The following is a 13,135-nucleotide window of genomic DNA, read 5'->3' on the forward strand; positions in this document are numbered from 1 at the left end:
GATGGACCGTCGTCTTATCCCCGCCACTCCGCGCATCGCGCATATCTCGCTGAAAGGTCGGGTGGAGGTTCCCGTCTATACCGACGGCACGCCCATGCGCGTCGCCCAGCCCGTCGCCGACCTGTTGCGCAGCCCGCATGGCCCGCGCGAGCGCCAGCTTCTGCAGGGGGAACCCTTCACCGTCATCGACCGCAACGAGGGACACGCCTTCGGCTTTGCCGGCAAGGATGGTTACTGCGGCTGGCTGGCCGACGCGGCCCTGTCCCGCGATCCGGTGCCCAGCCATTGGGTCAGCACCCCCGGCACCCATCTTTATCCCGAAGCCAGGATACAGGCACCCGAGGTCTGCGCGCTGTCGCTGGGCGCGCAGGTGGCCATCACCGCAAACCACGGCAAATGGCTGGAAACCACCCAAGGCTTCTTGCCCGCCTGCCATTTGCGCCCGCTTGGCGACTGGCTTGCCGATCCGGTGGCGGTGGCCGAAAGCCTTTTGGGCACGCCCTATCTCTGGGGCGGAAATTCGCGCGGCGGGATCGATTGCTCGGGTCTGGTGCAACTGGCGTTCTGGGCCTGCGGCATCAGCCTTCCCGGCGACAGCGACTTGCAGGAAAGCGCAGGGACCGAGATCACGCCGGACGCCGCCCTGAGACGCGGCGACCTGATCTTCTGGAAAGGCCATGTCGCGCTTGTCGTCGACGAGACACGGCTGATCCATGCCAACGGCCATACGATGTCCGTGGCCCATGAGGGTATTCAGGCCTGCATCGACCGCATTCAGGCTCAGGAAGGGCGGCCCGTCAGACACCGCCGCCGCGTGCTCTAGTCGATCGGCCGCAGCGGCTTTTCCAGCACCCGCAGCGCCGCCGCCAGATCATGACCGCGCCGCAAGACCTGACCCTCGCCGCCCAGAACGGCATAGATCCCTTGTCGGGTCCGCAGCTTCGGGCGCTTTTCGATGCGGTACAGCGGCACCTCGGCGGTGCGGCGGAACACCGAGAATTCGGCCACCTCGGGCAGGAACGACATCGCATAGTCGCGCCACTCCCCGGCGGCGACCATGCGACCATAAAGCGACAGGATGGCACCAAGCTCGGCGCGGTCAAAGCTGACCACCTCGGCGGAAGAGTGCGGGAAGGGCACCGGCGCGTTCATGACAAAACTGTACCTGAGCCCTGTCACGAATCAAGCCCGTCGACGCGCTTACACAAAGCCCTCGGACAAGCGCAATTCACCCGTGGTGAAACCCCGGCAGTTGATCTGCGGCGCCGGCAGGCGCTTTTGGGCCATCGGATGCGCCGCATCCAGAACCCCAAGCTGCGACAGGATGCCGACCAGGGCTGCCTCGGAGGCCCGCACATTGCCGTCTTCGATCTTCAGGGCCAGCCCCAGCTTCTTCTCGGGCATGATCGCCACAAACACCGCCTCGGCCCCGGTCTTGATCGACACCCGTCCGCCCATGGCGCGCATCAGTTCGGTGCAGGCCCGGCCCTCACCCGCCACCAGTTCGGGATGGGCGGCCATGGCGCGGGTCAGGCGCTGCATGGCGCGGCCCCGCGCTCCGGTCCCGTCGGAGGAGGCGAATTTCGCCATCCCGCGCGCCAGACCCGCGATCGACATGGCGAAATTCGGGGCCGAGCAGCCGTCGATGCCATAACCCGCGGCGGTCTCGCCGGTGACGTCTTCGGTCGCGGCGCGGATCGCCTTTTGCAGCGGGTGGTCCAGCTCCACGTATTCCGGCCCGGCCTTCTGGTGCTTGACGAAGGTCAGAAAGCCCGAATGCTTGCCCGAGCAGTTGTTGTGCAGCTGGCACGGCCCTTCGTGGTCGCAGATCAGCCGGTCGCGCTCGACCCGGTCATAGGGCTCGTGGCTACCGCAGCGCAGATCGGGCTCGCCCAGACCAAGATCCTTCAGCCAGTCGCGCGCCATGTTCACATGCAGCGCCGCGCCCTGATGGCTGGCGCAAGCCAGCGCCAGATGCGCCTCGCTCAGGCCAAAGGCATCGGCCGCCCCGCTCTCGACCAGCGGCAGCGCCTGGATCATCTTGCACGACGAACGTGGAAAGATGATGCGGTCCGGGTCGCCCCAGGCCTGCACGATCTGCCCGGCCTCGTCACACAGGACAGCATGGCCGCGATGCGTGCTTTCCAGAAGCCCGCCACGCCACAGTTCCACCATCTCGACAGCTTTGCCCATCATCCCCTCCCGTCACGGATGCGCGATTTTATGCCCAAGGGGCTTTCGCGGATTGGTCATTTTCGGCTATGCATGGGATATCGAGTGTAACGGCCCCACGCCACAGGAAAAACCGCGCGATCAAGCCGGCTTGGCAGGGCAGAGGCAACCGCAGCTTGGAGGCTGTAGACATGGCAAGCTGGATGACCCGCACCCTTCTGGTGGCGAGCCTTGCTTTTGGGTCCACCATGGCCCAGGCGCAGGAATCGAGCAATCGGGTGGCGACGATGACCGATTGGAGCGTCTTTGCCGAAGAGGACCCCAAGGAATGCTGGGGCGTCTCCAGCCCCAAGGAAACCGTGAACACCCGTGACGGCCAGCCGGTTCAGGTGCGCCGCGGCGACATCCTCTTGTTTGTCACCTTCCGCCCCGGCGTTGCCGGCGAGATTTCCTTCTCGGGCGGCTATCCCTTTGCGGGCGGCTCCACCGTCGGGCTGGACGTCGATGGCACCGCCTATGAGCTGATCACCGATGGCGAATGGGCCTGGCCGGGCACCAAGGATGATGACGCGGCCATTCTGGCGGCGCTGAAAAAGGGCACGACGGCGGTTCTGACCGCAAAGTCGGGCAAGGGCACCCAGACCAAGGACACGTTCAGCCTGCGCGGTTTCACCGCCGCCATGGAAGAAGCCGCCAAGCGCTGCGGCTGATTTTCCTGCGCAAAGTGCCGGGCGCCCCGCCGCAAGGTCGGGGCGCTTTTGTTTTTGCGGCAGATGCCCTATATGCCCAATCTGCCCATTCTGGAATCTGCCATGACCGACGCCACCGCGCCTATCACCCAAGACGTGCTGACCCTGCCGCGCAAATCGCCCGAAGGCGGGAAGCAAAACCTTGTCGGCATGACTCGCGACCAGATGCGCGCCGCGCTGATCGCGGCCGGCACGCCGGAAAAGCAGGCCAAGATGCGGGTCGGGCAGGTCTGGCAATGGGTCTATCACTGGGGCGTGCGCGAGTTCGACCGCATGACCAACCTCGCCAAGGATTACCGCGCGCTTCTGGCCGACAACTTCGTGCTGGAAGTGCCGGAGGTGGTGACGCGGCTGATTTCCGAAGATGGCACGCGCAAGTATCTGGTGCGCATCGCCGGCGGGCATGAGGTGGAGGTGGTCTATATCCCCGAAACCGACCGCGGGACGCTGTGCATTTCCAGCCAGGTCGGCTGCACGCTGACCTGTTCCTTCTGTCATACCGGCACGCAGAAACTGGTGCGCAACCTGACTGCGGCCGAGATCGTCGGGCAGGTGATGCTGGCGCGCGATGATCTGGACGAATGGCCGGTGCCGGGCGCGCCGAAGGAAGAGGTGCGGCTGGTGTCGAACATCGTCCTGATGGGCATGGGCGAGCCACTTTACAATTTCGAGAATGTCCGCGACGCGATGAAGGTAGTGATGGACAACGAGGGCATCGCCCTTGGCCGCCGCCGCATCACGCTGTCCACCAGCGGTGTGGTGCCGGAAATTGCCCGCACCGCGACCGAGATCGGCTGCCAGCTGGCCGTCAGCTTCCACGCCACCACCGACGAGGTGCGCGATGTGCTGGTGCCAATCAACAAGCGCTGGAACATTCAGACGCTGCTGGCGGCGTTGAAAGAGTATCCGAACCTGTCCAATTCGGAACGGATCACCTTCGAATATGTGATGCTGGATGGCGTGAATGATACCAAAGAAGATGCGCACCGGCTGGTGAAGCTTCTGGAAGGCATTCCGGCCAAGGTGAACCTGATCCCGTTCAACGAATGGCCCGGCGCCCCCTACAAACGCTCGTCCGGCAACCGTATCCACGCCTTTGCCGACATCATCTACAAGGCCGGCTATGCCACCCCGATCCGCACCCCGCGCGGCGAGGACATCATGGCCGCCTGCGGACAGTTGAAATCCGCCACCGAACGCGCCCGCAAAAGCCGGGCGCAGATCGAGGCGGAGACGAAGGCCGGTTAAGCCCGGTCAGGCAATGTCGCGGACCATCCAGATATTGCCTTCCTTCTTCACTTCAAACCGCTTGGGCAGGCCCTTGATAAGGTCAGACAATTTCGTCGCGCCATAGGTGCGTGAGTCGAAATCCGGGTCGGCCCGCACCATGTACTGCCCAAGCTGGCCAAGATGATACCACTCGGCATCCGGATCGATGTTCTTCATCGCCTTGAAGATCAGCGGAATCGCTTCGGTCATCGGCTTCTTGACCGGCGGGGGCGGGCTGGGGTCTTCGATCTTGGCCGCCGCAACTGCCGGTCGCGGGGCCGGCGTGCTGGCGGGCTCGGTTTCCGCTTCGCTCAGGATGTTTTCGATCAGGATGAACCGGTTGCAGACCTTGCGCAGGCTCTCCGGCGTCTTGGCCTCGCCGATGCCCACCACCTCCAGCCCTTCCTCGCGGATACGGCTGGCCAGCCTCGTGAAATCGCTGTCGGAACTGACCAGCACGAAACCGTCGAACTTGCCGGCATGCAGGATGTCCATCGCGTCGATTACCAGCCCGATGTCGCTGGCATTCTTGCCCGTGGTGTTGGCCGATTGCTGATGCATCACCAACCCCAGATCGCGAGCCGTCGACTTCCAGCCGCTCAGCCGCGAGCTGGACCAGTCACCATAGACCCGGCGCAGGGCCGGTTCGCCGATGGTGCTGATTTCCTTCAGGATCGCCTCGGCATGGCGGGCCAGCACGTTGTCGGCGTCGATCAGAACTGCCAGAAGTTTGGCGCCATCGCGGGCCATTCAGGAAACCTCGATTATTGGGGCGGAAATGAACCAGCCGGCATCACCATACCAGAAAATCGACATAGGCAAGCCCCGTGCCCGGAGTGACATAACGGTGGCGCGGAAGGTGTTGATCGCCTGTCCGTAGGAAAGCATGACCGCCTCGGCCCCCCAGTTTCTTGCCGGCAAAGGCAACACTTGCCGGGGTGGATTGTCAATCGCGGCCAGCGCGCTTTCCCGGGGCCTTTGGCGGCAGGTTCATCGGCCGTGACCACATCTTGAACGAAGAAAAATGGCAAGGGCCGGGGGTTTCCCCCCGGCCCTGCTGCGCCCTGAGGCCGGATCAGTAGACCACGACCGCGCGAATCGACTTGCCGGCGTGCATCAGATCGAAGCCTTCGTTGATGCGTTCCAGAGGCAGGATGTGGGTGATCATCGAGTCGATCTCGATCTTGCCGTCCATATACCAGTCGACGATCGTCGGCACATCCGTCCGGCCGCGTGCGCCGCCGAATGCGGTGCCTTTCCAGACCCGGCCGGTAACCAGCTGGAAGGGCCGGGTTTCGATGGTGGCCCCGGCGGGTGCCACGCCGATGATGATCGACTGACCCCAGCCGCGGTGGGTGCATTCCAGCGCGTCGCGCATCACCCTGACGTTGCCGGTGCAGTCGAACGAATAGTCCGCGCCGCCGATCTTGTCGAAAGGCGTCTTGGTCAGATCGACAATAGCTTGCACGACCGAGGTGCCCTCGGCCAGTTTCTTGGGGTTGATGAAATGGGTCATGCCGAACTTGCGGCCCCATTCCTCTTTGTCATCATTGAGGTCAACGCCGATGATCATCCGCGCACCGGCCATCTTCAGGCCCTGAATGACGTTCAAGCCAATGCCGCCCAGACCGAAGACCACGGCGGTTGCGTCATGCTCCACCTTGGCGGTGTTCAGGACCGCGCCGATGCCGGTGGTGACGCCGCAGCCGATGTAGCAGATCTTGTCGAAGGGCGCGTCCTCGCGCACCTTGGCCAGCGCAATCTCCGGCATGACGGTGTGCTGGGCGAAGGTCGAGCAACCCATGTAGTGATAGATCGGCGTGCCATCCAGCATGGAAAACCGCGTGGTGCCGTCGGGCATCAGGCCCTGACCCTGAGTGGCGCGAATGGCGGTGCAGAGGTTGGTCTTGCGCGACAGGCAGGACGGGCATTCGCGGCATTCCGGGGTGTAAAGCGGGATCACATGATCGCCCGGCTTCAGCGATTTCACGCCGGGGCCGCATTTCACCACCACGCCCGCACCCTCATGGCCAAGGATCGAGGGGAAGATGCCTTCGGGGTCGGCACCCGACAGGGTGAACTCGTCGGTATGGCAGATGCCGGTGGCCTTGATCTCGATCAGAACCTCGCCCTCTTTCGGATCGTCGAGGTTCACCTCCATGATTTCAAGCGGTTTGCCTGCGGCAACGGCAACGGCGGCACGGGTGCGCATTTTGGAATTCCTCCCCTTATCAGCGCCCGCAGGCTGTGCCAGAACGGGTGAAATTGCAACGCTGGAAACGACATTCGATGAAGGCAATCCTCCCGAAATTTATCCCGATTTCCGGCCGTTCGGCCCGCACCCGATGCGGCACCCCGGCCGCATGGTTCGGCAGTTTGCGGCTGTCATGTCATTGAGGCGCGGGCCCGCTCTGCTGCTGTGCCTGCTGGCGGGCTGTGCAGGCTTTGGCGGCGATCTGCGCATGGGGCCGGTCGACGAGATGCTGCCACCCCAGCCGGATCGCTGCGGCCTTGCCGCCTTGCCCGAGCTGACAGGCCAGCCCATGGCGCGGCTGGCCGACTTCCGCCTGACCGGCGCATTGCGCGTGCTTTGGCCGGGGCAGGAGATTACCAATGAAGTCGACCCATCCCGCCTGAATGCCGAGGTGGACGTGGCCGGCCGCATCCTGCGGCTGATGTGCGGTTGAAAAAGGAGATTTCCGATGCGCGCCTTTGCCCTGCTCTTGCCGCTTGTCTTTGCCGCCTGTGCCGCTGGCGAAGCCCCGCCCGATCCCGGCATGATCGATCCGCAGGTGCCGCCCGCCGACGCTTGCGGGGCCTCCGACCTGCAATATCTGCTGGGCCAACCCGAATCCGAGTTGCAGACCCTGCAATTCGCCGGCCCCGTACGCATCATCCATCCCGGCACGGCGGTAACGATGGATTACAGCGAGAGCCGGCTGAACATCGAGATTGACGACGCGGGCAAGATTTCGCGCCTCAGCTGCGGCTGAGACAAAGGCCCCCGGAGCGATCCGGGGGCCAATCTTGTCTGATGGGTTTCAGCCGCTCAGTCAGCAAGCCGGAAGTCGGTGTGGCAGGCCTTGCAGGCGCCGCCGACGCCGCCCATGCCCCCGCCGATGCTTTCGGCCGACGCCACATCCAGCGCCCCGGCCGCATCGCCCAGCGCCTTGGCCTTGCCAAGGAAGGCCTCCCAGCCGGTCCAGATCTCGGGCTTGGCCTTGCTGCCGGCATCTTCGACCTTGGCGGTGAACTTGGCCTCGATCGTGGCCGCGCCTGCGACCAGCACTTGCTTGGCCGCTTCGGCGGCGGCGGCGTCATAGGCCACCTCGCCCGACGCCATGCCGCCCAGGGTCTTGGCCGCGCCGCCAAAGGATTTCATCAACGCCTGGCGTGCGATGGCTTCCGGGGTGGTCGCCTCGGTCTCGGCGAAAGCGGCGCCCGTCATCAAAAGTGCGCTGACAAGCAGCGTCGTGGTAGAGATCTTCATCTGGCCCTCCGTTGGCTGGATCGGGAAAATGTCCTGTGCAAGCTAGACACAATCGGAAACCGGCAGATACGGACTTTGGTCCGAAATCCTTAGGCTCACGGAATCTTTATTGCAGCGCCTGCAAGACGGTAAGGCTGGGAAACCCGTCGGGCACCAGCCCGCGCGCCTTCTGGAAACCCTTGATCGCCGCCACGGTTTTCGGCCCCATTCTGGCGTCGATCCCGCCGGTGTCGAACCCCTGCGCCGTCAGGTTTCTCTGCAAGGACACCCGTTCGTCAAAGCTCAAGGCGCGCTCCTCGCGCGGCCATTGCGCCCGGATCGGACCGCCGCCTTGCAGCCGGTCGGCCAGATGGCCGACGGCAATCACATAGGCATCGGCGGTGTTGTAGCTCTCAATCACATGGAAATTCTGAAAGATCAGAAAGGCCGCGCCCCGGTGCCCGCCCGGCAGGAGGACCGAGGCCAGCCCATGGTCGGGCAGATCGCCACCGTCGGCCAGGCGCAGCCCCATAGCCTGCCAGCCCGCGACCGGCTTTTTCACCCGCTCGGTCGTCAGGTCATAGTCGAACCCCGGCGGCAGGGTGATTTCCACGCCCCATGGCGCCCCCCTGATCCAGCCCTTGCCGGCCAGATACGCCGCGGTCGAGGCCAGCGCATCCGTCGGATCATCGCTCCAGATGTCGCGCTTGCCGTCGCCGGTGAAATCGACGGCAAAGGCGTGCCAGCTTGACGGCATGAACTGCGTGTGCCCCATCGCCCCCGCCCAGGACCCGCGCAGGGTTTCCGCCGTGGCATCGCCCAGTTGCACGATCTTCAGCGCCGCAATGAGTTCGCCTTCAAAGAACGCCCCGCGCCGCCCGTCATAGGCCAGCGTCGCCAGCGCGTGCAGGGTGGGCACATCGCCCCTGACCGCACCATAGGCGCTTTCCAGCCCCCAGACCGCGGCGACGACTTCGGCATCGACGCCATAGGTCGCCTCGATGCGGGCAAGGGTGTCCGCGCGGGCTTTCAGCGCCTTGACGCCAGACGCCATGCGGTCATCGGAAACCGCCTTGTCGAGGTAATCCCAGATTGTCTTGGTGAACTCGTTCTGGTGGCGGTCGTTGTAAACGACCTGCGGCAGGTATTCCGCCCCCTGCAGCGCATCAAGCGTGGCCGAGGAAATCCCCGCCGCCAGCGCGCGCTCCCGAAAGACGGCCAACCACTGGTTCAGCCCGTCTTGCGTGCCGCTGCCTTCAGTCAACTTCGCCTCCCCGATGGTTTCGCTCATCGCCGCTTCGGTGTCCTGCGGGCCTGCGCCTGCCGGGCCGCCCAGTGCCAGACACAGGACCAACAGACCAGCCCGCCCTGCCGCCTGCGCACCCACCGTCAGCCCCGGCGCTTGCGGACGATCTTGCGCGCCAGTTTCGACGCCTTGGCGCTGGCCGCCCCCGGTTTGCGCGGGCTGAACCGCCCACCCTTGCGCGACCGGCCGGCCGGAACCGCCGAGCCTTCGATCTCCAGCAATTCCAGCACCAGCCCACCCGTCACCGGGATCGCCTCGGACAGCTTCACCACCACCCGCTGCCCGATGCCGATGGTCAGCCCGGTATCGGCGCCCATCAGGGTCTGGCTGGCCTCGTCATAGTGGAAGAATTCGCGCCCCACGGCCCGGATCGGAATCAGCCCGTCCGCCCCGGTCTCGTCCAGCCGCACGAAAAGCCCGAAGCGCTGCACCCCCGAAATGCGTCCGGCAAAGCTGCTGCCCACCCGGTCGGCGAGATAGGCCGCCAGATAGCGGTCGGTGGTGTCGCGCTCGGCCGCCATGCTGCGGCGCTCGGCTTCGGAAATCAGCTTGGCCGTTTCGTCAAGATTCTCGACATCCCAAGGAGACAAGCCATCCTGGCCCCAGCGATGCCCGGCAATCAGCGCCCGATGCACGATCAGATCGGAATAGCGCCGGATTGGCGAGGTGAAATGCGCATAGTTGCGCAAGGCCAGCCCGAAATGGCCGAAGTTTTCCGGGTTGTAATAGGCCTGCGTCATGCTGCGCAGCGTGGTCAGGTTGATAAGCTCGTCAAACTCGGTGCCCTGGGCCTGCGACAGCAGCCGGTTCAGGTGGGCGGTCTTCAACATCTGCCCCTTGGCCAGCGTCATGCCCGACGCCTCGGCCACCTCGCGCAGCGCGTCGAGTTTCAGGGGCGAGGGTTCCTCATGCACCCGGAACAGGAGCGGCTGCTTCAGCCGCACCAGCTCTTCGGCGGCGGCGACATTGGCGAGGATCATCATCTCCTCGATCAGCTTGTGCGCGTCATAGCGTTCGTAGAAGGCGACCGATGTCACCTTGCCCGCGTCATCCAGCACGATCTTGCGCTCGGGCAGATCAAGGTCCAGCGGCTGGCGCGCAGCGCGGGCCTGCACCAGCGCGGCATAGGCGGCATAGAGCGGCTTCAGGACCGGTTCCAGCAAGGGCGCGGTCTTGTCATCGGCCTGCCCGTCGATGGCGGACTGCACCTGACCGTAATGCAGCGAGGCCTTCGACCGCATCAAGCCGCGCACGAAGCGATGCGACAGCTTGTTGCCATGGGCATCAATCCGCATTCGCACCGCCAGACAGGCGCGGTCGACATGTTCATGCAGGCTGCACAGATCGCCCGACAGGATGTCGGGCAGCATCGGCACCACACGGTCGGGGAAATAGGTGGAATTGCCGCGCCGCCGCGCCTCGCGGTCAAGCGCCGCGCCGGGGGTGACGTAATGCGCCACGTCGGCGATGGCCACCCAGATCACATGGCCGCCCGGATTGCCGGGCTGGTCATCGGCCATGGCGTAGACCGCATCGTCGCGGTCGCGGGCGTCGATCGGGTCGATGGTGACCAGCGGCAGGTCGCGCAGGTCCTCGCGGCCCTTCAGGCCGACGGGTGCGGCGCGGTCGGCCTCGGCGATGACCGCGTCGGGGAACTGGTCGGGAATGCCGTGCTGGTGAATGGCAATCAGGCTGACCGCCCGCGCGCCGGACGGATCGCCCAGCCGCGCCACGATGCGCGCCTGTGGCAGACCAAGGCGCCGGTTTCCAACCGCCTCGCCCTCCACCAGTTCACCGTCCCGCGCGCCGGCAGCTGCGTCGCGCGCCACCCGCCATTCCTTGTCCTGCCCCTTGTCGATCGGCACGATCCGCCCGCCCTCATGCCCCTCGCGGTAAATCCCCAGCACTTTGAGCGGGTTCGAGCCAAGCCTGCGGATCAGCCGGGCCTCATAAGCGTGGCCTTCGGCGCTGACGGCCGTCAACCGGCCCAGAATCCGGTCGCCCGCCCCCAGAGCCGGGTCGCCCTTCTGCGCCACGACCAGAATGCGGATGGTGCTGTCCACGCCCTCTTCCAGCGGCACAGCAAACAGATCGCCCGAGCGGTCCGGGGCCAGTACCTGCAGGACGGCAACCGGTGGCAAGGACCCCGGTTCGCGGAAGCGGCGGGCCTTCTTCTCCAGCGCGCCCTCATCTTCCATCTCGCGCAACAGGCGCTTGAGGTCGATCTTGGCATCGCCCTTGATGCCAAAGGCCTTGGCAATGTCACGCTTGGCCGAGAGGCCGGGGTTCTCGGCGATCCACTGGCGGATCTGGTCTTTGTTCGGAACTGGCTTCATCCCTCCTGCCTAGCACGACCGGCGACCCAAGGCCACCTCAAGCCCTTTCATGCTGGCTCAAATATCCCCGCCGGAGGCTCCGTCGGCGAATTTGGGGAGCCTCCGGCGGGGATATTTGGACCAGTATGAAAGTCGGGGGTCTTCCGCGCGCGGGTCAGAGCATCAGAACCATGTCGCGGTGCGGGATGCCGGCGTCGTCGAACTCCTCGCCGATGGCGGCAAAGCCAAGGCGTTCGTAAAAGCCAAGTGCATGGGTCTGCGCGCCGAGTTTCACCTTTTCCACGCCGGGCACCATGCGGAGGCGGTCCACCGCCGCGCGGATCAAGGCGGCGCCAAGCCCGGTGCCGCGCGCTGCCGACAGCACGCAAACCCGGCCCACCTTGCCCGTTCCGCACTGCACCAGCAGCCGGGCCGTGCCGACAGGCTGGCCATTCTGCATTGCCAGAAGGTGGATGGCCTCGTCATCCTTGTCATCCACCTCGTCGGCCTCGCTCACCCCCTGTTCTTCGATGAAGACAATGCGGCGCAGAGTGCGGCAGGTGGCGATGTCGCGGGTCTCGATGATCTCGATCATGCGAAATAGTCGTTCAGGATGCGGGAATAGATCGCCTTCAACTGATGGATCTGCGCCACCTCCACCCGCTCATCGACCTGATGCATGGTGCGGCCGACAAGGCCGAATTCCACCACCGGGCAGTGGTTCTTGACGAAGCGCGCGTCCGAGGTGCCGCCCGAGGTCGAAGGCTCGGGCAGACGGCCGGTTTCGGCCTGCACCGCGCCCGCCACCAGTGCCGAGAAATCGCCCGGCGGGGTCAGGAAGCTTTCGCCCGAAATGGAAATCCGGCAGGTGATCTCCACCCCGGTTTCGGCCTGCACCGCCGCGGCATGGCCGCGCAGCCAGTCCGACAGGCTTGCCCCCGTGTGCAGATCGTTGAAGCGGATGTTCACCGTGGCCGAACCCTTGGCCGGGATCACGTTGGTGGCCGGATTGCCGCAGTCGATCGTGGTGATGGCAAGGGTCGAGGGGTCGAAATGCGCCGTGCCTTGGTCCAGCGGCTTTTCTTCCAGCCGGGCCATCAGCCTGACCAGCGCCGACATCGGGTTCTTCGCCCGGTGCGGATAGGCGGAATGACCCTGCACGCCGGCGGCGGTGAACCAGCAGGTCATCGAGCCGCGGCGGCCGATCTTCATCATCTCGCCCATCTCGTTCGGGCAGGTCGGCTCTCCCACAAGGCAATGCGTCATCCGCTCGCCCTGCATCGCCATCCAGTCGAGCAGCGCGACCGTGCCATCGGTTGCCACGTCTTCCTCATCGCCGGTGATCGCAAGGATGACTGCGCCATCCGGCGGTGTTTGCCGGACGAAATCCACTGCGGCGGCGGCAAAGGCAGCGACACCGGATTTCATGTCGGTGGCGCCACGCCCATACATCCAGCCCTCCACCACTTCGGCGCCGAAGGGATCACGCGTCCAGGCCGCGAGATCGCCCACCGGCACCACATCGGTATGCCCGTTGAAGCCGAAGCTCTTGTTCGCGCCCTTGGCGCCCCAGCGGGCAAAGAGGTTGGCAATGCCGCCGCGGTCAACGCGGGTGCAGGCAAAGCCGGCGCCTTCGAGCAGCGCTTGCAGCAGCACCAGCGCGCCACCTTCGGCAGGCGTGACCGAGTTGCAGCGGATCAGGGCGGCGGTCAGCGCGGCGGGATCAACGGGCGAATGGTGGGTCATGGTGCGGCCTTGTCGGATCTGAGCCTCCGGCTTACCCCGGCATCGGCCGTGGTGCAACAGCGGGGCGGCGCGCAACTCTGTGGCCTGTGCGCAACCTCTGGTCGGGCCT

General features: G+C 65.2%; 14 protein-coding genes. 5 read left to right on the forward strand and 9 right to left on the reverse strand.

Features of this window, described 5'->3' with window-relative positions; all coding sequences use genetic code 11:
- Window position 1: 1 nt before the first annotated feature.
- Window positions 2-823: a C40 family peptidase gene (locus G4Z14_RS07025; RefSeq protein WP_164624106.1), complete on the forward strand. Its 822-nt coding sequence runs from the start codon at window positions 2-4 to the stop codon at window positions 821-823.
- Here the strand turns inward: G4Z14_RS07025 and G4Z14_RS07030 are convergent.
- Both G4Z14_RS07030 and G4Z14_RS07035 read right to left on the reverse strand, forming a co-directional pair.
- Window positions 820-1,152: a DUF2794 domain-containing protein gene (locus G4Z14_RS07030; protein WP_164624688.1), complete on the reverse strand. Its 333-nt coding sequence runs from the start codon at window positions 1,150-1,152 to the stop codon at window positions 820-822. The genes G4Z14_RS07025 and G4Z14_RS07030 overlap by 4 nt on opposite strands.
- 48 nt (window positions 1,153-1,200) lie before the next feature.
- Window positions 1,201-2,193, reverse strand: coding sequence for an asparaginase (locus tag G4Z14_RS07035; RefSeq protein ID WP_164624108.1), 993 nt, complete (start codon window positions 2,191-2,193; stop codon window positions 1,201-1,203).
- A gap of 170 nt (window positions 2,194-2,363) precedes the next feature.
- On the opposite strand from G4Z14_RS07035, the gene G4Z14_RS07040 reads away from it, so the two are divergent.
- A complete protein-coding gene (locus G4Z14_RS07040; RefSeq protein WP_227751580.1) occupies window positions 2,364-2,882 on the forward strand; it encodes an invasion associated locus B family protein in 519 nt (172 codons plus the stop codon).
- A gap of 102 nt (window positions 2,883-2,984) precedes the next feature.
- Window positions 2,985-4,169, forward strand: a complete 1,185-nt coding sequence (gene rlmN, locus G4Z14_RS07045) for a 23S rRNA (adenine(2503)-C(2))-methyltransferase RlmN (protein WP_164624692.1) — start codon at window positions 2,985-2,987, stop codon at window positions 4,167-4,169.
- 6 nt (window positions 4,170-4,175) lie between these two features.
- Here the strand turns inward: rlmN and G4Z14_RS07050 are convergent, their stop codons facing one another.
- Together G4Z14_RS07050 and G4Z14_RS07055 are read right to left on the reverse strand one after the other, a co-directional pair.
- Entirely contained in the window at window positions 4,176-4,940 is a 765-nt protein-coding gene (locus tag G4Z14_RS07050) for an NYN domain-containing protein (protein WP_164624111.1), read from the reverse strand.
- A gap of 325 nt (window positions 4,941-5,265) precedes the next feature.
- Window positions 5,266-6,402: an S-(hydroxymethyl)glutathione dehydrogenase/class III alcohol dehydrogenase gene (locus G4Z14_RS07055; protein ID WP_164624113.1), complete on the reverse strand. Its 1,137-nt coding sequence runs from the start codon at window positions 6,400-6,402 to the stop codon at window positions 5,266-5,268.
- On the opposite strand from G4Z14_RS07055, the gene G4Z14_RS07060 reads away from it, so the two are divergent.
- Together G4Z14_RS07060 and G4Z14_RS07065 are read left to right on the forward strand one after the other, a co-directional pair.
- Entirely contained in the window at window positions 6,395-6,877 is a 483-nt protein-coding gene (locus G4Z14_RS07060) for an I78 family peptidase inhibitor (protein WP_321573013.1), read from the forward strand. The two genes, G4Z14_RS07055 and G4Z14_RS07060, sit on opposite strands and share 8 nt — an antisense overlap.
- A 15-nt stretch (window positions 6,878-6,892) precedes the next feature.
- Entirely contained in the window at window positions 6,893-7,183 is a 291-nt protein-coding gene (locus tag G4Z14_RS07065; RefSeq protein WP_164624115.1) for an I78 family peptidase inhibitor, read from the forward strand.
- A 56-nt stretch (window positions 7,184-7,239) separates the two neighbouring features.
- Here G4Z14_RS07065 and G4Z14_RS07070 read toward each other — a convergent pair whose 3' ends face one another.
- From G4Z14_RS07070 to dapE, 5 genes are all read right to left on the reverse strand, one after another.
- Window positions 7,240-7,680, reverse strand: coding sequence for a c-type cytochrome (locus G4Z14_RS07070; RefSeq protein ID WP_164624116.1), 441 nt, complete (start codon window positions 7,678-7,680; stop codon window positions 7,240-7,242).
- Window positions 7,681-7,786: 106 nt separating this feature from the next.
- A complete protein-coding gene (locus G4Z14_RS07075) occupies window positions 7,787-9,013 on the reverse strand; it encodes a lytic murein transglycosylase (protein WP_227751581.1) in 1,227 nt (408 codons plus the stop codon).
- Window positions 9,014-9,048: 35 nt separating this feature from the next.
- The gene (rnr, locus tag G4Z14_RS07080; RefSeq protein WP_164624118.1) at window positions 9,049-11,301 is read right to left on the reverse strand and encodes a ribonuclease R; all 2,253 of its coding nucleotides are present in this window, start codon (window positions 11,299-11,301) and stop codon (window positions 9,049-9,051) included.
- Window positions 11,302-11,455: 154 nt separating this feature from the next.
- On the reverse strand, window positions 11,456-11,875 hold the full coding sequence (locus tag G4Z14_RS07085; RefSeq protein WP_227751582.1) for a GNAT family N-acetyltransferase: 420 nt from the start codon (window positions 11,873-11,875) through the stop codon (window positions 11,456-11,458).
- Complete coding sequence (gene dapE, locus G4Z14_RS07090; protein ID WP_164624120.1) at window positions 11,872-13,026, reverse strand: succinyl-diaminopimelate desuccinylase; 1,155 nt, start codon at window positions 13,024-13,026, stop codon at window positions 11,872-11,874. Before dapE ends, G4Z14_RS07085 begins: the two co-directional genes overlap by 4 nt.
- Window positions 13,027-13,135: the final 109 nt, after the last annotated feature.

Origin of the sequence: Tabrizicola oligotrophica (assembly GCF_011008935.1) — a bacterium.
Lineage (GTDB): Bacteria > Pseudomonadota > Alphaproteobacteria > Rhodobacterales > Rhodobacteraceae > Tabrizicola_A > Tabrizicola_A oligotrophica.